Genomic DNA, 20076 nt, shown 5'->3' on the forward strand with positions numbered 1-20076 from the left:
GACGCCCAATGTTAATTATATTCCGGCTGTTCAATTCGATAAAGATATTGGCTATCCACATTTTAACAATTTCAGAATGAGTAACGTATCGCCTTACAGCGCATACATCAGCCCTGTGACACTTATGCGTGATGGATGTACCTGTCCAACATGCAACATGCAACATGCAACGTGACCCAGATGGGCCATGAAAATGCACAGATGGTTTATGATGTTTAAGGTTCATGGATTTTGGCGTTAAGCGGCGATCAGGTCGCCATGCTTAACACCTTGCTGGCAGTTTTGTTTTGCCCTCTTTCGAATTTTAGGTGGATTTTTCCAATTTGAATCAATAGATTAATTGTGACACGCAATCGTTTAAGGAACAGTGAGATGATTATTTTTGTTACCGGTGCGACGGCCGGTTTTGGTCAAAGTATCACCCGCCGCTTCATTGCTACAGGTCATAAAGTGATCGCCAGCGGACGCCGCGTTGAGCGTTTGCAGGAATTGAAAGACGAACTGGGCGACAATCTCTACACCGTACAACTGGATGTGCGCAACCGTGCCGCTATCGAAGAAGCTATCGCCGCACTGCCGGCTGAATGGCGCAATATCGATGTGTTGGTCAACAATGCCGGTCTGGCGCTCGGTATCGAACCCGCGCATAAAGCCAATATCGAAGATTGGGAAAATATGATCGACACCAACAACAAAGGTTTGGTGTACATGACGCGCGCCCTGCTGCCCGCTATGGTGGAACGCAACGTTGGCCATATCATCAACATTGGTTCGATTGCCGGAAGCTGGCCGTATGCCGGTGGCAACGTCTATGGTGCAACCAAAGCCTTTGTGCGCCAGTTCAGCCTGAATTTACGTACCGATCTGCACGGCACCGCGTTGCGCGTCACCGATATCGAACCGGGTCTGGTGGGCGGTACGGAGTTTTCTAATGTGCGTTTCAAAGGTGACGACGGTAAAGCCGATAAGGTTTATGAAGGGACTACCGCACTGACCGCCGAGGATGTCACCGAAGCGGTATACTGGGTGGCGACGCTACCGAAGCACGTCAATATCAACACGCTGGAAATGATGCCGGTGACGCAAACCCTGGCGGGTTTGAAGGTACATAAGGACTAAAAATACCTGGCGGCGCGATCAATCGCGCCGCTACGCGAAACTCAGGCCCGTCCCCAACCCGCGACAATAATCAGCATGCCGCTCAAGGCAATCAACGCCCCGGCCCAATCCCACGGGCTGAGTTTTACCCCATCCACCACACGTAGCCAGATCAACGCGGTCAACACATAAACGCCACCGTAAGCGGCATAAACGCGACCACTGGCCGCCGGATGCAGGGTCAGCAACCAGACAAACAGCATCAGGCTGGCCGCCGCAGGCAGTAACAACCATGCTGTCGCGCCCTTCTTCAGCCATAACCACGGCAGAAAGCACCCAACAATTTCCGCAATCGCAGTTAAAAAAAACAGCAAGGTGGTTTTCACCAGCATAAAAAGTCTCTCAGAAGTCTCAACAAATGCCTCACCGCTGGTGAGTAAAGAAGCAGCGATGATATACTACCGGGCATTGTTGTTACAGCCACCATCGCGATGGTGCTGGCGTTAACTAAAGGAAAAGACGATGAAAAAATTGTTTCCCGCACTGCTTGCAGCGGTACTGACTTCCAGCGTTTTGCTGGCTGCCCCACTGGCTTCAGCGCAAACCGATCGCCTGATCATTGAAAACGGCAACAGCGCGTCCAGCAATGAGGCGGCACGTCAAAGCAAGGAGCAATGGAATGACACCCGCAACCTGCGCAATAAAGTGAATACCCGCGTCGAGAAAGAGTTTGATAAAACCGATAAAGCGTTTGATAGCCGTGATGCCTGCGAGAAAAGCTACAACGTTAACGCCTATTGGGAACCCAACACGCTGCGCTGCCTTGACCGTCGCACCGGTCGTATCGTCACACCATAAGTTGCTGACGCTGCTATAGTTATCAAGGGAGTTCAAACCAAAGGAGTGTGTGATGAAAAAGCGTCTTGCCGTGATGTTGCTGTCCCTGCTGGCGTTACCGATGCTGGCGCAGGCCTCCTGCGAAAGCGTTAAAGCAGAGATCAGCAAGAAACTGGTCAGTAACGGGCTGGCTGAATCGGATTTTACACTGGAGATCGTCCCTAACGATCAGGCCGACCAGGCGGGTGGTCAGGTGGTGGGCCATTGTGAAAATGACACCCAGAAGATTGTCTACAAGAAGCTGAGTCGCGACGCACAAAGCAACGTCCCGAATGATGCTGGCAGCTCACACGATACACCACAGTAAACGATCGTAGCGGCGCGATTTATCGCGCGTTTTTTCCTGCAATGCGAACTAAATTGCGCCGCTACGGATTAATCCTCGTTCTCCGGCCGCTGGTGCGGCATCAGCCAGGCGATCCACAGCGTCAATGCGGCAATCAACAACGCCACCACGAAAACCCAGTGCAATGAGCTGGCAATTTGCGTAATCCATTCCTGTAAAGTGCCGTGTGGTAACGCCTGGCGGCTCTCGTGCGACATGATTTTTTGCATCGGATCGCTGGCCTCCGGTAAGCGCCGCATCAGATTGTAATTCAACACCGCCCCCATCAACGCCGTACCAATCGCCGATCCCAGCATCCGGCTGAACATGATTGAGGCAGTGCAAATACCGCGAATTTCGTAATGCGCGTGATTCTGTACCGAGACCAGAAAGGTCGTGCTGGTCATCCCCATGCCGGTACCGATGACAAAGGCTGTCAGCCCCGCCTGCATCAGCCCGCTGTCGGCGCGCAGCAACAGCAATAAGGCGCTACCGGCAATCAGCAGCAATGCGCCCAACTGCGCGGTAAATCGGTAAGACGTGACCAACATCAAACGACCACTCAGGGTGCTGGCAAGCGGCCAACCAATTGACATCATTGCCAGCGCACTGCCCGCCTGCAACGGCGTACCGCCAGTAATTCCCTGAATCCAGGTTGGCAGAAAGGCACTGATCCCCATCATCGCTGCGCCAATGATCAGATTTCCGGCATTCCCCGCCACAATCAATCGACTGCGCCAGATAGCCAGCGGAAACAGCGGCGCGCTGGCGCGTTGTTCATGACGTTTGAGGAACACAGCGGCGATCAATGCCAGCAGCAGAAATAGCAGCAACCAATAGCCCAGCACTTCGGCCTGCAATAAGGCGATTAACAGCGCGCTGACGCTGATCATCAACCAGGCACAGCCGGTTATATTCAGCGAACTGTGCTGCCGCCGTTCCCGCGCCGGCAGAAAACGCGCCAGCAACAGCATCGAGATCAGGCCAATTGGTACGTTGACCCAGAAAATCACCGCCCAGCTAAAGTGCTGCACCAGCCAGGCTCCGCTTAACGGGCCGAGTATCGCCGCCACGCCCCAGACGCTGGAAAGCCAACCCTGCACGCTGGCACGCTCGCGCGGTGAATAAATATCCGCCACGATGGTGGTGGTCAACGGCATGATGGCACCCGCGCCTAAACCCTGAAACGCACGGAACAGAATCAGCCACGTCATGGTATGGGCGAAACCGCACAGCACCGACCCAATAAGAAACAGCGAGACGCCAATAAAAAACAGCGTCTTACGCCCCCACAAATCCGCCAGTCGACCATAAAGCGGCACTGTGACCGCCTGTGTCAGCAGATAGATAGAGAAGACCCAGCCGAAATGCGAAAACCCGCCCAGGTCGGCAATGATGGTTGGCATCGCGGTGGCGACGATGGTGACCTCAATTGCCGCCATAAACATCGCCAGCATGCAGGCCATGAGGATCCAGTGGCGGTTACCCGTTTGAATTTCTGCGCTCTCAGTCATTTTTCTTCCTTCCTTTGTCGTAATCCTGGCCGAATTTTTTAGCCGTCGATTTCCTCTGCGTGCTCCGTGTGTGTGACGGTGTCACAAATAATCGATGAATTTTTTTTATTGAGGATTGTGCCTTATTTCACGCGGTTTAAGCCGGTTTTTTCCTCTTTTCTATCTGTCTGATTTTCCCCTAAAAACTGGCATGTCGCGATTAACGTTGCTATAGGTCTAAAACCACTTTCCCGATTCTCACTGGAAAAGTGGCATTAGATAGTCGTTTTATCTTTAATCAGGCAATTTTGGTTGTTTTTCACGAATCAGGGAGACATTCGCTATGCAAAACGCATCGCTCGCCCGACGCACCGGGTTAGCCGTGCTGGCCATTGTGCTGGTGGTGGGCCTGTTGGTATGGGGGCTTGGGCTGGATACTCTGCGCGCCCGTAGGGTCGATCTGATCTACCTTGGGCAGCAGCACCTGTTTCTGGTGTTCTGGTCCATGTTTTTTGCGCTGCTGGTCGGCATCCCCAGCGGCATTCTGCTAAGCCGCCCGTTTGCCCGCGGGTGGGCTGAATACGTGATGCAAATCTTCAACGTTGGCAATACGCTACCGCCGTTAGCGGTGCTGGCACTGGCGATGGTGATTGTCGGCATCGGCGATCGTCCGGCGTTGATTGCGCTGTTTCTCGCCTCTCTGCTCCCCATCGTGCGTAATACCTATGCCGGACTGAGCGCGGTTCCCCCCTCGCTACTGGAAGCCGCCAACGGTATTGGCATGACGAAATTTCAGCGTTTGCGTCAGGTGGAAATCCCCAACGCGTTGCCGGTCATTCTCGCCGGGGTACGCATTTCCACCGCCATCAATGTCGGCACTGCACCACTGGCGTTTCTGATTGGCGCCAGCAGCTACGGCGAGCTGATTTTCCCCGGCATTTACCTCAACGACTTCCCGACGTTGATCCTCGGGGCAGTGGCAACCGCCCTGTTCGCCCTGATCCTGGACATGCTGTTAGCGGCGCTTGGACGTTACCTCAGCCCGCATGCAGCGGCATAACAACAGGAGTTTTGTGATGGCCACTGCCAACCGATTTGCGCGCTGGATAAAACGCAGCGCGCTGGTTCTGACCGCCACCCTGGCGCTTAGCCAGATGGCTGCTGCTGCCACACCGCTGGTGATGGCGACCAAAAGTTTTACCGAGCAACACATCCTTTCCGCCATGACGGCAATGTGGCTGGAAAAGAAAGGGTTTCAGGTGATCCCGAAAACCAATATCGCGACCACTATCGGTCGTAACGCAATGATTAACAAACAGATTGATATGACGTGGGAATACACCGGCACCTCACTGATCATCTTCAATCACATCACCAAACCGATGTCGTCACAGGAAGCCTATAACACGGTGAAACAACTCGACGGCAAGCTGGGACTGGTCTGGCTCGACCCGGCACCGATGAACAACACGTACGCCTTTGCCATGCAGCGCGCCAGGGCTGACAAGGAAGGCATTAGCACCATGTCGCAACTGGTGGCAAAGCTGGAGCAGATTCGTAAAACCGACCCGGACCATAACTGGAAACTGGGCCTGGATCTGGAGTTTGCCGGGCGTTCAGATGGCCTTGTTCCGCTGCAAAAAGCCTACAACATGCCGCTTGACCGCCCACAGATTCGGCAGATGGACCCTGGGCTGGTGTACAACGCCGTCAAAGAAGGGTTTGTCGATGCGGGGCTGATCTACACCACCGACGGGCGAGTAAAAGGCTTTGATCTCAAGGTGCTGGAAGATGATAAGCACTTCTTCCCAAGTTACAACGTCACGCCGGTAGTGCGTAAAGATGTGCTGGAGAGCCATCCCGGACTGGCGGCAGCGTTGAATCAACTGTCACCGCTGATTACCGACGCAGCGATTACCGAAATGAATAAGCGCGTCGATATCGATCACCAGTCACCTGAACAGGTGGCGCGTGATTTTCTCAAATCAAAAAACATGCTGTAAGGAGGCGTGATGGATACCCTGCATTACATCATGGATAACTGGGACAGCCTGCTGGCTCTGACATGGCAACATACCTGGCTGGTACTGGTGGCGGTCGGTTTTGCCATCTTGGTTGGCGTCCCGTTGGGGATTCTGATTGTGCGCTTTAAATGGCTGGCGACGCCGGTTTTGGGCATCGCCACCATTGTGCTGACCATTCCAACTATCGCGCTGTTTGGTTTGATGATCCCATTGTTTTCGCTGATCGGTCAGGGAATTGGTGCCCTGCCTGCCATTACCGCCGTGTTTCTCTATTCGCTGCTGCCCATCGTGCGCAACACCCACACCGCGCTGGAAAACCTGCCGCCGGGTCTGCGTGAAGCAGGTCGTGGTATTGGCATGACCTTCTGGCAGCGTTTGCGCTGGGTTGAAATCCCCATGGCGCTGCCGGTGATTTTTGGCGGTATCCGCACCGCCGTGGTGATGAATGTCGGCGTGATGGCAATTGCTGCGGTGATCGGCGCGGGTGGTTTGGGTTTACAGCTGCTGGATGGTATCAGCGGCAGCGATGTTCGTATGTTAATTGCCGGTGCGTTGATGATTTGTTTGCTGGCTATTGTGCTTGACTGGCTGCTGCATCGTTTGCAGTCAGCGCTGACTCCAAAGGGGATTCGCTAATGATTAAACTGGAAAACCTGACGAAAACCTTTACCCAGAAAAACGGTACGACCTTTAACGCCGTTGATAACGTCAGCCTTGACGTTCCCGCCGGGGAAATGTGCGTGCTGCTCGGCCCTTCCGGGTGTGGCAAAACCACTACGCTGAAGATGATCAACCGTTTGATCCCGGCGACCAGCGGCAACATCCTGATTAACGGTGAAGATACCAGCGCCCAGGATACGGTGACGCTGCGCCGTAACATCGGATATGTGATTCAGCAAATTGGTCTGTTCCCGAATATGACTATTGAAGAAAACATCACCGTGGTGCCGCGCATGTTGGGCTGGGATAAAAAGCGTTGTCGTGAGCGCGCCACTGAACTGATGAGTATGGTGGCGCTCGACCCGACGAAGTTTCTGCATCGCTACCCGCGTGAGATGTCGGGCGGTCAACAGCAGCGCATTGGCGTGATCCGTGCACTGGCAGCAGATCCACCGGTGCTGCTGATGGACGAACCTTTTGGCGCGGTCGATCCGATTAACCGTGAGGTGATCCAGAACGAGTTTCTTGATATGCAGCGACAGTTGAAAAAGACCGTGATGCTGGTCAGCCATGACATTGATGAGGCACTCAAGCTGGGCGACCGCATCGCGGTGTTTGGTCAGGGAAAAATCGTTCAGTGCGCCAGCCCGGATGAGCTGCTGGCAAAGCCCGCCAACGACTTTGTTGGATCTTTTGTCGGCCAGGACCGCACGCTGAAACGTTTGTTGCTGGTACAGGCGGGCGATGTCACCGATCAACAACCGACCATCACCGTGCAGCGCAGCACGCCACTCGCCGAGGCCTTTGCCACTATGGACGACAACGATATGCGTTCAGTGACGGTGGTCGATAACGACGGTAAACCGCTGGGATTTGTCAAACGCCGCGAAGCGCGTGGTGCCAGTGGTCGCTGTGAAGAGATGTTGCATACCTTCACCGTCACCGGCAAGGCGGAAGAAAACCTGCGCGTGGTGCTGTCGAAGTTGTATGAACACAATCTGGTCTGGATGCCGATTGTCGATGAAGAGGGCCGCTACAGTGGCGAAATTTCGCAGGATTATATTGCGGATTATTTGAGCTCCGGCCGGACGCGGCGGCGGTTAAATCCCTGAGAGGGATTGCCTTGCATTCACCTGATCTGACAATAACACCCGCTTTATCCGTTATTTGTCAGATCAGCTATCTACCTGGTTGCTGCTGCTTTATTCGCGATAATGCAATGATCTTATGCCAACCCTAAAGCTTTTAATTGCGATATGCTGGAATGATCTTTCCTCTGATTTCTTATTAGCGAACATAAAGGCCATTGCCTCATCTGCATTTATTTCACTATCATCCAGTAATACCGACAAAAACTGTTCATGACTTGCGCCCTTCTCACTACCAAGTTGAGTAATAATGCCATTGATAATGGTGATTTTTGGTTTTTCATTGCTCAGGAAAATATTCTTATAACGCAAACAGGCACTGTCATTTTTCAGGTTATTTACCTCGCTTCTTATTTCATTTTTCATCCCCTCCAGGTCAACACATTGGTCGAGACCAAAAAAATGTCCAATTTTGTTTTTAATTAAAAATGAGACGATATCTATCATACAATCCGTAATAAGTGGCCGCGATGAGATGATGCAAGTGAAAACACTGAGATTGTCTAGTGTATTGAGTTGTTTAATGACTCGTTCGATTTTATCAAGGTATGAGCCTTGAATGTCATCTGACTTGCTAAGGTTTACTGCCTCTGGATTGGTACCACCAACGATAACCGGGCCATGTCCGCGCGCCAGCGTATCGTCAAAGTCAAAAACGATGACAACTTTTCTGTGCTGCGTATTCACGTCACTGATTATCTCAACGACCTCACTCAGGGTGACATCCAATGGTGAATTGCAAACGTGATGACCTTTAGCGCGCCCAGTGTTGTCAGTGTGATCGGGTAGCTCGACACGCAGATAATTTGTCAGAAATCGACTATCGATATCGTTAATCACCCTGTCGGTAAGGCTATTCAGTTCATCAATTGAAAGTGGATATTCCACAGCAAGGCGCTGTTTGAAGCATTCAATATCAACCGGAGATGACAGAATTTTTTCCATGCTATAGAACAGGGCAATGTCTATTTCTTTTTTATCATGCAGAGTTCTATCATCATGGCTTTCTCTTTGGTAGAAATTAAAAGCAGTTAATATCTGTGAGGCTCGCATTTCAAAAGCCGTGATATGTTTACTTTCTGTCAGTCTCTCTGCGATCTTCAGGCAGCCGTCTTCGAACATCTTATATTTATTAAATAACGCAATGCATAAGTCTTGTGTCTCCATATAGGCATGTTTACGCAGGTCGGTAGGCTTGATGCGTAGTCTGGTAAAAATAGTTTTAACGGTTTTTTGGGCTGTTGAATGAATTTCGGTCACTGATGTTGTGGTGGGACGCGTGAACGTAACAGGTATCTCGGTTGTATTGATGCATCTGTTGATTAACCAGGTCGTGCTGCTGTCCGGGCTAATCAACGAAGCGGGCGTTGCTGTTGGTTCTGTTGCTCCTGTTGATGTAATCATATTCATCCTTAATTAAGATTAAGTGAGTGCGAATACGGTCAACATTAAAACTGAATGTTGACCGTATTGGCTCTTCATTATTCAATAATCAGGATAATCAAATGCTGATTTTTATCTGAGTATTCTCTTCATGTTGCGCTCTGGCACTGACACTTAATGTGACTCTTCTGCTGCTGAAGCGAGGGGCTGATGACTTTGCTCCGTGGGCAAAATCACGTTCAGCACAATCGCCAGAATCCCGCCGGTTGTCACCGCATGACCAAACAGATTGGTTACCAGCATCGGGAACTGTTTCAGCACATCCGGCACGGCTTCCACTCCCAGGCCCAGGCCGAAAGAGACGGCCACAATCAGCATTTCGCGGCGACCCAGCGGCGACTGTGTCATTACCCGGATACCGGCAGCCACCACGCTACCGAACATCACCAACGTCGCTCCGCCCAGCACGGGGGCGGGAATTTGCTGCAACAGGTTGCCAATCACTGGAAAAATACCCAACAGCACCAGCATCAAACCAATCACCATCCCCACATAACGACTGGCGACGCCGGTCATCTGAATCACGCCGTTGTTTTGGGCAAACGTGGTGTTGGGAAATGCGGAGAACATCGCGGCCAGCACACAACTGATACCATCCGCCAGGATACCGCCTTGCAGGCGGCGCTGAAAACCCTCGCCCTCAATCGGCTGACGCGATAACAGGCAGTTGGCAGTTAAATCCCCGACCGCTTCGATCACGCTGATCACCGATACCAGCGCAATCGGCACAAAGATCGCCCAGTCAAAATTAAAACCAAAGCGGAAGAAGCCCGGCATCACCAACCAACTGCTTTCGGCCATCGGTTTAAGTTGCAGATGGCCGGTCAGGGCGGCGGCGATACAACCCACTGCGATGCCCGCTACCACGGCCACTAAGCGCGCCCAGCGATTACGCGAACGGTTCAACGCCACAATCACCAGCAAGGTCAACGCCCCCAACGCCAGATTCCACGGAGCGCCGAAATCGGCAGCATTGTGACCACCCGCCCAGTCGGTGATGCTGACCTTGATCAGGCTGATACCAATCAGGGTAATCACCGTACCGGTGACTACCGGCGTCAGCACCTTACGCAACGGCGCAATGCAGCGGCTAATCAACATCGGGATTAATGCGGCTATCAGGTTACAGCCAAAAATCATCGCCATAATGTCTTCTGGTGAACCGCCCCGTGCTTTCACCATCAAGCCACCGGATAAGATCACGCCAAGAAACGCAAAACTGGTGCCTTGCAGGCAGATCATCCCGGCACCGACACCCATAAAACGGCGCGCCTGAATAAAGGTTCCCAGGCCTGAAACCAATAACGACATGCTAATCAGATAAGGAATGTAAGCCTGTAACCCCAATACCGAACCGATAATCAGTGGTGGCGTGATAATGCCCACCACGCTTGCCAGCACATGTTGCAGTGCGGCAAAAAATGCGGGGGCTGGGCCAATGCGTTGTTCCAGCCCATACAGCAAACCTTTTTCATCTGAGTGCGACATAACGGTGCTCCGGCAGTAAATTCATCAGACCAGCTGATGCATGAATCACGCCAGAGCAATAAGATTCAGTGATATTTTTAACATATCATTGAATTTAAAAGAGATTAATCAACAAAAAAATACGGCTGAATCTGCAACCTTAGATTCAGCCGATTATCATTTGCCACTTTTCGTTTCATCATGCCGCAGGTTTTGCACTGTCGTTGTGCGCAACATGCGTCGCAAGCAAGGATAGATCGAGATAGCCGCTTAGCTCTCGTTGCTCGGCACGGGGTAAGTAAGGCAACTCACCTAACAAAGGGGCATGCAGTTTTTCACTCAGTACATCAATGATTTCAGCATAATGCGCAAGGCCAGGGTTGATACGATTTGCCACCCAACCGACCAGCGGTAAACCATCCTGAGCCACTGCCTCTGCGGTCAGTAAAGCGTGGCTGATGCATCCCTCTTTGATGCCCACCACCAGCACAACCGGTAATTGCTCCTTTTTGACCCAATTTGACAGCGGTTGCAGATCATTCATCAGGCTGCGCCAGCCGCCTGTGCCCTCCACCACCACATGCGGCGAACGATCCTGCAATGCGGCCAGTCCCTTACTCAGCAACGGGTAATCAATTTGGTGCGTTGGGCTGGTGCTGATTTCATCCTCTTCCAGGGTAATGGGGTTAATAGCGGCATAAGGTAATGCCAGGCCCGAAGCCTGCTGCAACAGCAGCGCATCTTTGTTGCGTAAACCCTCAGGGGTGGGTTTAGCACTTTTGGCAATAGGTTTATAACCTACGGCGCACTGACCATTCTGTGCAAAGCACTGTAACAGCGCGCGAGAAACCACGGTTTTGCCCACCGCGGTGTCGGTACCGGTGATAAAGAGTGTTTTCACCCTTCCTCCTTCGTTTAGCGATGTGAACCAGAGGTGACGAAGGAGCAGTTTAAGGAAATGTCGTACCTGACAGATTGCGTTAGAACAAACTTAAGGCGGGCGGATTAGCCCTGAAGCAGTTTTATCAGCAGATAACCGGAATAAAGGGCATCTTTCACTAACGCCGCGGCACCTAATGTGCCGGGATCGTTAAACGCGGTGGGAGCCAGTTGGATTTCATCGCTATAGGCCGGTAACGCCTGCTGACGGATGGTGCTACTCACGGCAGGAAACAGCACGTCGGCGGCCAGATTCAGTGGCGAGCCGATAAGAATTTGTCGCGGGTTGAAGATATTCACCATCATCGCCAACATGCGACCGATATGGTGCCCGACACCGGCAATCACATCACTCGCGAGACGGTCACCCTCCTGGGCGGCCTGACACAGGGCTTCAATGGTCAGCGGCACACCGTGCAAACGGCTTTCCGGCTGAGCGGGTAAACGCTGCGCTGCCAGGCCGAGCAGGCTACCGATGCTGGCCACGGTTTCCAGACAGCCATGATTACCGCAGTAGCACTGCTGACCATAGGGATCAATCTGGGTATGGCCAATTTCCACCAGCGCCCGCCCGCTTTTGTGCAGCAGCTGCCCGCCAGTAATCACCCCGGCACCCACGGTTTCATCAATCACAATCTGGATGACGTCCTGCGCACCGCGCGACGCGCCAAACAGCGATTCGGCCAGCGTCCAGGCAGAAATATCGTGCTGGACAAACACCGGCACGCCGGTGCGTTGCGACAGGGTTTCGCCCAGCGGCATATCCTGAATGGCGTAACCGGGCATACGATGCACCACCCCCGAGGCCGCATTGATCAAGCCGGGTAAGGTGATGGCGATGGCTGTCAGACGTTCAAGTTGTTTCTGATGGCGAATAAAAAAGGCATCAACCAGCTCCTGTAGCTCCTGCAACAGCGGTTTGTCCGGGCTGGCAATCAGTGGCAGACGATCTTCCTGTAAGGCGCGACTGCTGAGATCGCGTAATGTCAGGGTGATGTAACCCGGTTGAATGCGGATTGCCAGATAGTGCCAGGCAAGGGTATCGAGAACCAGACCAATAGCCGGACGGCCACGGCTGCCAGGCTCCTGAAACTCGGTTTCCTGCACCAGATGCGCGTCCAGCATTTCACGCACGATTTTGGTGATGCTGGCGGGAGCCAGTTGAGCACGTTTGGACAGTTCAATACGCGAAATCGGGCCGAAATGATCGATCAGTCGGTAAACCACGCCTGCGTTGGTCTGCTTTATTTGGTCAATGTGGCCAGGTTGACTGTCCAGATTCACGCCCTGCTCCCGGTTATTTTCGCGCTTCTAAATAAATAGCAACTATGGTGCGGCAGATTGGCGGATAGCGCCAAATATTTGATTAGATATGTGATTTGTCGCACATAATGTCGGGCTGTTTTCGCACCGTCTGGCTTAAGTTTCAGCGTTACGTTGTAACAGCTTCATCATATTTGCCATTTGCGCACTCGGCTCGCGCGTCGCTGACCACACCAGCCACACTTCAGACAACGCATCAGCCTCATGCAGCGGTAACCACACCACATCGGCGAGCCGTGCACGACGGAATGAGGCCGGTAAAATCGACACTCCCAATCCGGTAGCGACCAGGCCGAGGATGGTCATCGCTTCCCCGACTTCCTGGGTAATAAAGGGTTTGATCTGGTAGCGGTGCAGCAACGCCAGGATCTCGCCATATAAGGCGGTGCCCCCAAGTGGATCGAAAAAGACAAAAGGTTCGTTCGCCAACGCCTGAATCGAGATAGCCTCGGCATCGGCCAGTGGATGCGCCCAGTGCACCACTGCACACAAGGGTTCGCGCAGCAACAGCTGATGCTGCAAATCACTCGGTAACGGCGTATTACGCATCACACCAAGATCGAGACGCCCTTCGTGCAGCGGTGCCAGTTGTTGTCGGGTGTTAATCTCCTGCATCTGGATATGCACGGCCGGCCAGCGCTGGCGGAAATGGTAGAGTGCATCGGATACCAGCCCGGTAAAGGGTGCTGAGGAGGTGAAACCAATGCGCAGTTCCCCTTCCTGACCGTTATGGAGCCGCGCCGCACGGCTGGCCGCCTGTTCGACCTGAAGCAAAATCCCACGCGCATCCTGCAAAAATTGCTGCCCGGCGGCGGTGATCTGCACGCTGCGATTGGTGCGGGTGAACAGTTGCGCGCCAATTTCCTGTTCCAGTTGCTGAATCTGTTGGCTGAGTGGCGGTTGCGAAATATTGAGGCGGAGGGCCGCGCGACCAAAATGCAGCTCTTCAGCCACTGCAATGAAATAGCGAAGATGACGGAGTTCGACATTCATATTTTAAACGTCTCATTCGAGATTATTAATATATTGTACAACCTATTATCACTTTCCTACGATAGCAATACCTTTTGAAATTTGAGGATTTTCCGTGAGTCGCTCTTCTCAGGCGGTGACACTCGATGAGGACGAAGTGTCCGTCGTGCCTGCTTCTGCTCCAGCGTCAGTAACATGGATTGAACGCGGTTCGCCGCAATTTATGCGTGTTACCCTTGCCCTGTTCTCGGCTGGTCTTGCCACTTTTGCCTTGTTGTATTGTGTCCAGCCGATTCTGCCGGTGCTCTCCCAGCAGTTTGGCGTTTCGCCTGCGGCCAGCAGCATCTCGCTGTCGTTATCCACCGGCCTGATGGCGCTGGGTTTGCTGGTCACCGGGCCGCTCTCCGACGCTATTGGTCGTAAGTCGGTGATGGTCACCGCATTGATGCTCGCTGCGTTATGCACCGTGATTTCCGCCATGATGACCAGCTGGCACGGCATTCTGTTGATGCGTGCGCTGATTGGTTTGTCGTTGAGTGGGGTCGCCGCGGTGGGCATGACCTACCTGAGTGAAGAGATTCATCCGCGAGTGATCGCCTTTTCCATGGGCCTGTATATCAGCGGCAACTCGATTGGTGGCATGAGCGGTCGTCTGCTGACCGGGGTATTGACCGACCTCTTCTCGTGGCGCATCGCCATTGGTGTGATCGGCTGTTTTTCGCTGGCATCGGCGCTGATGTTCTGGAAAATCCTGCCGGCTTCCCGTCATTTCCGTCCGGCTTCATTACGTCCGCATAATTTGCTGATTAACTTCCGTCTGCACTGGCGTGACAAAGGCCTGCCGCTGCTGTTCGCCGAAGGTTTCCTGCTGATGGGCGCATTTGTCACCCTGTTTAACTACATTGGTTATCGCCTGCTGAGTGCGCCGTGGTTTCTCAGCCAGGCCGTGGTCGGTTTGTTGTCGGTGGTGTATCTGACCGGGTCCTGGAGTTCACCCAAAGCCGGAGCCATGACCAGTCGCTTTGGCCGGGGGCCGGTGATGATTACCGCCACGGCGATCATGCTGTGCGGCCTGCTGCTGACGGCGTTCAATACCTTGTGGATCATCCTGCCGGGTATGATGCTGTTTACCGCCGGATTTTTTGCCGCCCACTCGGTTGCCAGCGGATGGATCGGCCCACGCGCCCGTCGGGCAAAAGGCCAGGCCTCGTCGCTCTATCTCTTCAGTTATTATGTGGGTTCCAGCGTTGCCGGTACGTTAGGTGGCGTGTTCTGGCACAGTTTTGGCTGGGGCGGTGTGACCGCTTTTATCAGCGTGTTGCTGGTGCTGGCCTTGCTGGTCGGCTGGCGTTTGCAGTGCCGCCAATTGTAATTCTCTCCATCAGTATGCGGGGCCACTGTGCCCCGTTTCCCCTCGCGTAATCACACCTGTCGGCAAACTTTCAGTGCCAGTGAAAACAAAATAGCAATCGCTAGCTATAATTTATTCTATTCCAAAAATAGTTGGATTTTTTCTTTCACAGCAACGAGGAAGCCAAATGGAACTTTACTATTACGTCGATAAATACGCCGGCTATAACGACAATCATGTGGTACATGCAACGGGTTGCCCTTTCCTTCCTCCCGACGCCGCAAGGCGCTTTCTTGGCACTTTTTATACCGCTAACGCTGCCATTCAACAGGCGCGCAAGTTTTATCCTTCTGCACTGGGCTGTGAACATTGTTGCCCAATTACGGTAAAAAAAAACCTGACCACACAGAATAGCGTGGCGCTAAAACACATGGTCTGACTCTGATATTCCCAGTCTGATACGGCCCGCGACGTTGCGCCATTTTGTTAAGTTTTCCTGTGGCATTTCGCTATGTTAGACACCAATAATATTGCTTCAGGTAGAACGCTCATGCGGGAAAAATACGCAACGTCGCAAATCGCCCTCCACTGGTTGACCTTGTTATTAATCGCTGTTGCCTATACCACCATTGAGCTACGAGGTCTGGCGGCCCGCGGTACGGTTGCGCGCAGCCTGATGATCATGACGCACTTTAGCTGTGGCGTATCGGTGTGGGTGCTGATGCTGGTGCGTGCCGCATTACGTCATCGTCATACATCGCCTGATATCAATCCCGCACCACCACGCTGGCAGCATATGCTCGCCCATCTGATGCATTTCCTGCTGTACGCGCTGTTTCTGGCGTTACCGACTCTCGGCGTTGCCTCGAAATATCTCAATGGTCGTCCCTGGCAGGTATTTGGCTTGTCGATGCCGGTGAGCAGCACACCGAATTTTGACCTCGCCGATACCTTGATTGGCTGGCATGAAACCCTGGCACCGCTCGGCTACTGGCTGATTGGCCTGCATGCCGTCGCCGCACTGCTGCATCACTATATTCTGAAGGACAACACGCTGATCCGCATGATGCCTGCGCGCAAGCGCAACCCGTAGCGGCGCGATGGTTCTGACGATAACCCCAGGCTATCAACCTGGGCGTCGGTGATAAAAAATATTCAGCAATAAAATACGGTTAGATGGTTTCCCTCAGCGTATTAATCCTCCACAATAGGCATAATTTGTGACAAAGGTCACTTTACATCGGGCCTTTCGCCCCTCATTTGCTGCCTGACTGATCTGAATTTCATGCAATCAACAACCGTCTCCCGTAAAACGGCCTGGCTACGCGTCGTGTTGCTGGCCATCGCCGCTTTTGTCTTCAATACCACCGAGTTTGTGCCGGTCGGCTTACTGTCAGATATCGCCGCCAGTTATGGGATGAGAACGGCAGATGTCGGCATCATGCTGACCATTTACGCTTGGGTGGTGGCGCTGCTGTCGCTGCCGCTGATGCTGCTGACGCGCAATATTGAGCGTCGTCTGCTGCTGTCGATTCTGTTTGTGTTGTTTATCGCCAGCCATGTGCTCTCCTCGGTCGCCTGGGATTTCACCTCGCTGGTTATCTCCCGCATTGGTATCGCGCTGGCACATGCGGTGTTCTGGTCAATTACCGCCTCGCTGGCCATTCGTGTCGCGCCGGCAGGTAAGAAAACCCAGGCGCTCAGTATGCTGGCGACCGGTACGGCGCTGGCGATGGTGCTGGGCGTGCCGATTGGTCGTGTTGTCGGCCAGTATCTCGGCTGGCGAACCACCTTCGGCATGATTGGTTTGTCTGCGCTGGTTCTGCTGGTGCTGCTGGCACGTATTCTGCCACGCCTGCCCAGCGAGCATACCGGGTCACTCAGCAGCGTGCCGATGCTGTTTCGCCGCCCGGCGCTGGTCAGCATGTATGTGTTGGTCACGGTAGTGGTGACAGCGCATTACACCGCCTACAGCTACATTGAACCCTTTATGCAGGTGGTGGCGAACGCCGGGGAAAACTTCACCACGCTGTTGCTGCTGCTGTTTGGATCGGCAGGAATTATCGGCAGCGTGCTGTTCAGCACCCTCGGCAATAAATATCCTTCGGCGCTGCTGATTGCTGCGATTGCGGTGATCACCTTATGCATGGGTCTGCTGATTTTTGCCGCCGTGCGCCCTGCCGCGATTACAACCCTGTGTATTTTCTGGGGCATGGCGATGATGATGATTGGTCTGGCAATGCAGGTGCGTGTGCTGTCGCTGGCACCGGACGCAACCGACGTTGCTATGTCACTGATGTCCGGTATTTATAACATCGGCATCGGTGCGGGTGCGCTACTCGGAAATCAGGTCAGCCTGCATTTGAAAATGGCGGATGTGGGTAATATTGGTGGGTTAATCGGCCTGGTAGCGCTGTTCTGGTGTATCTATATCTTCCGTCGTTATCCGCAGTTACGTTCCAACGGTTAAAAAAAGGGGCTTCAGATAGCCGCTATCTGAAGCCTGTCCCCTCTCGATCCCTACTATTTATAAAGCTCTGCGGTGCCATGCAGGTTGTTGTTGCCAGAGGTCGAAGTGATGCGGAAAGACTTTGCTCCCGCAGCGCTCGCCTTCTCCGCCAGTTGATTTTCCAGTGAAGTCAGATCCGTACTGCCAGATGCGCTTACCACACCGATTTGCTGTTGATTAACCGGTGCTTCGCTTACCAGGTCAGCCGCCATTGTACCGAATGCGATTGATGACAGGGCCACAGCGGCCAGGGTCAGTTTAATGCTTTTCATGATCGTCTCTCTTTGCAGATGAAGTTGGGTGGGTCGCCATTTAATTAACAACCGTTAAATAAATACTAAATCCAAAGTCGGATGCGCGTCAACTATTTTATTAACGGTCGTTATTTTAATGAGAAGTGGCGTAAGTATGGGCTTCAGCGCGTACCGGGACTTTACCATTCAGGGGATTTTGCCCAGGAAGGCACAAACGGACAAAGTGGTGTTGCATATTAATTTAATGATCGGTAATTTAATAAGCATGTTGAGCTGTGGTGAGGATCTATGAGCCAGATAACTGAACCGACCCTGCGTAAAAGTCGTGGCAGACCTAAAGTCTTCGATCGTGACGATGCGCTGGATAAAGCCCTGATGCTGTTCTGGGCACACGGCTATGAAGGCACCTCACTGGCGGATCTGGTCAGTGCCACTGGCGCCAAAGCGCCAACGCTTTACGCGGAGTTTGCTAACAAAGAAGGTTTGTTTAAAGCCGCCATGCAGCGCTATATCGAAAGGTTTAGTGCGCAGCGTAACGCGGTGCTGAATGATGCCTCGCTGGATGTGAAAACCGCGGTTGAGTCCTATTTTCGCGCCACCGCAGCCTGTTTTACCGAATGTGATAAACCCGCTGGCTGCTTTTTTATCTGCACCTCCAGCGCCCTGTCGGCCAGTTCTGAAGAAGTGGCGCACATGCTGGAACAACAGCATCATGCGCAGGAACGGGCCTTGCAGCAGTTCCTTGCCGCACGCCAGCAGCGCGGTGAGTTACCCGCGTGCAGCAATACCGCAACGCTGGCGAGCTTCCTCGCCTGTGTATTGCAGGGTATGTCTGTGCGCGCCCGTGAAGGCGCAAACCGGGAAGATTTAGAACAGATTGTGGATACGCAGATGGCGATCTGGCCCGCTTTGGCGGGATATTGCGCGCTTAACTAACCTGCCGCTTACATCCGTCCCCTCATCCCGGCCTTCTCCCGCTTGCGGGAGAAGGAGACGTGCAATATGTGGGATGGTCGTGGTTTAAGGCAGGAAAAACATCGGTTTTAGCTCAGCGCTGACCGGGCTGTGATCCGCGTTCGACGGCATCAAATCCTTCATGGACGCCCACCAGCGTTGGCAAACCTCGGTTTGCGCCACCGCCTGCCAGCGGGCTTCCGACTCGATTTCGACACTGGCAAACAGCAGATTGCGTTCCGCATCCAGCCAGATGGCGTAATTACTCGCGCCATGCGTCTTCAGCGTTGCCGCCAGTTCCGGCCAGATGGGTGAATGGCGACGCAGATACTCATCATGGCAATCCGCATGCACCTGCATCACGAAGGCTCTACGCAACATTGGCGCGCTCCACCTGTAAAGCCGCCTGCCACGGCTGCACCCCAAAACGCTCACCCAACGCAATCAACTGCTCGGTGGTGATACTCTGGCGAATCCCGCCCATCGATAGCGCCTTCACCACCACCTCTGACGACTTCTCGGCGGTGTCGATCAGCCCAAAGGTTTCATCAAGCGTCGGTCCGGCACCAAAAATACCGTGGAACGGCCACATCACCAGGCTGTGCGTCGCCATCTCATCCGCCGTGGCCTGGCCGATACCATCGGTGCCCGGCACCATCCACGGCAGAATACCCACCCCATCCGGGAACACCACCAGACATTCGGTGCTGCCTTCCCACAGCAGACGGGTGAAACGTGCCGCATCCAGTTCCACCACGTAGCTCAGCGCCATAAAGTTGGTTGCATGGCAATGCATAATCACGCGGTCGGCGCCGTTGCTCACCTGTTTGCGTACGCTATGTGACTGGAAATGCGCCGCCAGCTCTGAGGTTGGCAGCCCACCGTTGCTCAGACCCCAGTGGATTTTGTACGACAGCCCTTTATCATCCACCTGCAACAACACCAGGCTGTCAGCCGGATCCAGTTGCACATTGCGGAAAAACTTGCCGGAACCGGTCACCAGAAACCAGTCGTTCGCCAGCGCCGGGGCGGGTTTACTCAGTTCGATACAACGCGGTTCAGCATAAAAGTCGGCAGCATAGGGCTGCACCTCGTCCGGCAGCAGGCGCAGGCTGACATTCCCCCCGTTGCGCTCATCCCAGCCCTTCAGCCACATATCACTAGTCGCTTTAACCATTCCCTGTACAAACGCAGAAGAAAGAATACTTTGCATGGTGTG

22 protein-coding genes are annotated in these 20076 nt (G+C 53.4%); 12 read left to right on the forward strand and 10 right to left on the reverse strand.

Going from position 1 to position 20076, the window contains the following annotated elements; all coding sequences use genetic code 11:
* Positions 1–372 precede the first annotated feature (372 nt).
* Complete coding sequence (gene ydfG, locus CTZ24_RS10245; RefSeq protein WP_021183203.1) at positions 373–1119, forward strand: bifunctional NADP-dependent 3-hydroxy acid dehydrogenase/3-hydroxypropionate dehydrogenase YdfG; 747 nt, start codon at positions 373–375, stop codon at positions 1117–1119.
* A gap of 41 nt (positions 1120–1160) precedes the next feature.
* On the opposite strand, the gene CTZ24_RS10250 is transcribed toward ydfG, so the two are convergent.
* Complete coding sequence (locus CTZ24_RS10250; protein WP_021183202.1) at positions 1161–1490, reverse strand: YnfA family protein; 330 nt, start codon at positions 1488–1490, stop codon at positions 1161–1163.
* 130 nt (positions 1491–1620) lie between these two features.
* Between CTZ24_RS10250 and CTZ24_RS10255 the strand changes: the two genes are divergently transcribed.
* Positions 1621–1956, forward strand: coding sequence for a DUF1283 family protein (locus CTZ24_RS10255; protein ID WP_208723457.1), 336 nt, complete (start codon positions 1621–1623; stop codon positions 1954–1956).
* Positions 1957–2008: 52 nt separating this feature from the next.
* Entirely contained in the window at positions 2009–2302 is a 294-nt protein-coding gene (locus tag CTZ24_RS10260) for a DUF1161 domain-containing protein (RefSeq protein WP_021183200.1), read from the forward strand.
* A gap of 68 nt (positions 2303–2370) precedes the next feature.
* Here the strand turns inward: CTZ24_RS10260 and CTZ24_RS10265 are convergent, their stop codons facing one another.
* Entirely contained in the window at positions 2371–3834 is a 1464-nt protein-coding gene (locus CTZ24_RS10265) for an MDR family MFS transporter (RefSeq protein ID WP_208723458.1), read from the reverse strand.
* Between the two features lie 322 nt (positions 3835–4156).
* Here CTZ24_RS10265 and CTZ24_RS10270 point away from each other — a divergent pair, with 322 nt between their 5' ends.
* The 4 genes from CTZ24_RS10270 (at position 4157) to osmV (ending at position 7609) form a co-directional block, all read left to right on the forward strand.
* A complete protein-coding gene (locus tag CTZ24_RS10270; protein WP_021183198.1) occupies positions 4157–4873 on the forward strand; it encodes an ABC transporter permease in 717 nt (238 codons plus the stop codon).
* Between the two features lie 94 nt (positions 4874–4967).
* Entirely contained in the window at positions 4968–5816 is an 849-nt protein-coding gene (locus CTZ24_RS10275) for a glycine betaine ABC transporter substrate-binding protein (RefSeq protein ID WP_244634044.1), read from the forward strand.
* 9 nt (positions 5817–5825) lie between these two features.
* On the forward strand, positions 5826–6473 hold the full coding sequence (gene osmW, locus CTZ24_RS10280; RefSeq protein WP_021183196.1) for an osmoprotectant ABC transporter permease OsmW: 648 nt from the start codon (positions 5826–5828) through the stop codon (positions 6471–6473).
* A complete protein-coding gene (osmV, locus tag CTZ24_RS10285) occupies positions 6473–7609 on the forward strand; it encodes an osmoprotectant ABC transporter ATP-binding protein OsmV (protein WP_021183195.1) in 1137 nt (378 codons plus the stop codon). Before osmW ends, osmV begins: the two co-directional genes overlap by 1 nt.
* A 90-nt stretch (positions 7610–7699) precedes the next feature.
* Here osmV and CTZ24_RS10290 read toward each other — a convergent pair whose 3' ends face one another.
* The 5 genes from CTZ24_RS10290 to CTZ24_RS10310 form a co-directional block, all read right to left on the reverse strand.
* Positions 7700–9049 carry a hypothetical protein gene (locus tag CTZ24_RS10290; protein WP_208723460.1) on the reverse strand — a complete coding sequence of 450 codons (1350 nt, stop codon included), beginning with the start codon at positions 9047–9049 and terminating at the stop codon, positions 7700–7702.
* Between the two features lie 153 nt (positions 9050–9202).
* Positions 9203–10576 carry a nucleobase:cation symporter-2 family protein gene (locus tag CTZ24_RS10295; RefSeq protein WP_208723461.1) on the reverse strand — a complete coding sequence of 458 codons (1374 nt, stop codon included), beginning with the start codon at positions 10574–10576 and terminating at the stop codon, positions 9203–9205.
* 178 nt (positions 10577–10754) lie between these two features.
* Complete coding sequence (gene bioD / locus CTZ24_RS10300) at positions 10755–11456, reverse strand: dethiobiotin synthase (RefSeq protein ID WP_208723462.1); 702 nt, start codon at positions 11454–11456, stop codon at positions 10755–10757.
* Between the two features lie 104 nt (positions 11457–11560).
* Positions 11561–12778, reverse strand: a complete 1218-nt coding sequence (mlc, locus tag CTZ24_RS10305) for a sugar metabolism global transcriptional regulator Mlc (RefSeq protein ID WP_021183193.1) — start codon at positions 12776–12778, stop codon at positions 11561–11563.
* A gap of 135 nt (positions 12779–12913) precedes the next feature.
* Positions 12914–13810: a LysR family transcriptional regulator gene (locus tag CTZ24_RS10310; protein ID WP_021183192.1), complete on the reverse strand. Its 897-nt coding sequence runs from the start codon at positions 13808–13810 to the stop codon at positions 12914–12916.
* A gap of 94 nt (positions 13811–13904) precedes the next feature.
* Here CTZ24_RS10310 and ynfM point away from each other — a divergent pair, with 94 nt between their 5' ends.
* The 4 genes from ynfM (at position 13905) to CTZ24_RS10330 (ending at position 17610) form a co-directional block, all read left to right on the forward strand.
* Entirely contained in the window at positions 13905–15161 is a 1257-nt protein-coding gene (gene ynfM, locus CTZ24_RS10315; RefSeq protein ID WP_021183191.1) for a multidrug efflux MFS transporter YnfM/SxtP(Kp), read from the forward strand.
* 166 nt (positions 15162–15327) lie between these two features.
* Positions 15328–15579, forward strand: a complete 252-nt coding sequence (locus tag CTZ24_RS10320; RefSeq protein ID WP_208723463.1) for a hypothetical protein — start codon at positions 15328–15330, stop codon at positions 15577–15579.
* Positions 15580–15690: 111 nt separating this feature from the next.
* The gene (gene cybB, locus CTZ24_RS10325; RefSeq protein WP_208723464.1) at positions 15691–16233 is read left to right on the forward strand and encodes a cytochrome b561; all 543 of its coding nucleotides are present in this window, start codon (positions 15691–15693) and stop codon (positions 16231–16233) included.
* 192 nt (positions 16234–16425) lie between these two features.
* The gene (locus CTZ24_RS10330) at positions 16426–17610 is read left to right on the forward strand and encodes a sugar transporter (protein WP_021183188.1); all 1185 of its coding nucleotides are present in this window, start codon (positions 16426–16428) and stop codon (positions 17608–17610) included.
* A 53-nt stretch (positions 17611–17663) separates the two neighbouring features.
* Here the strand turns inward: CTZ24_RS10330 and bhsA are convergent, their stop codons facing one another.
* Positions 17664–17921 carry a multiple stress resistance protein BhsA gene (gene bhsA / locus CTZ24_RS10335; protein WP_021183187.1) on the reverse strand — a complete coding sequence of 86 codons (258 nt, stop codon included), beginning with the start codon at positions 17919–17921 and terminating at the stop codon, positions 17664–17666.
* 270 nt (positions 17922–18191) lie between these two features.
* Between bhsA and CTZ24_RS10340 the strand changes: the two genes are divergently transcribed.
* Positions 18192–18839 carry a TetR/AcrR family transcriptional regulator gene (locus tag CTZ24_RS10340; protein ID WP_208723465.1) on the forward strand — a complete coding sequence of 216 codons (648 nt, stop codon included), beginning with the start codon at positions 18192–18194 and terminating at the stop codon, positions 18837–18839.
* An 84-nt stretch (positions 18840–18923) separates the two neighbouring features.
* Here the strand turns inward: CTZ24_RS10340 and rhaM are convergent, their stop codons facing one another.
* Complete coding sequence (gene rhaM / locus CTZ24_RS10345; RefSeq protein WP_208723466.1) at positions 18924–19238, reverse strand: L-rhamnose mutarotase; 315 nt, start codon at positions 19236–19238, stop codon at positions 18924–18926.
* Positions 19228–20070, reverse strand: coding sequence for a rhamnulose-1-phosphate aldolase (gene rhaD, locus CTZ24_RS10350; RefSeq protein WP_021183183.1), 843 nt, complete (start codon positions 20068–20070; stop codon positions 19228–19230). Before rhaD ends, rhaM begins: the two co-directional genes overlap by 11 nt.
* Positions 20071–20076: the final 6 nt, after the last annotated feature.

Origin of the sequence: Pantoea phytobeneficialis (genome assembly GCF_009728735.1) — a bacterium.
GTDB classification, from domain to species: Bacteria; Pseudomonadota; Gammaproteobacteria; order Enterobacterales; family Enterobacteriaceae; genus Pantoea; species Pantoea phytobeneficialis.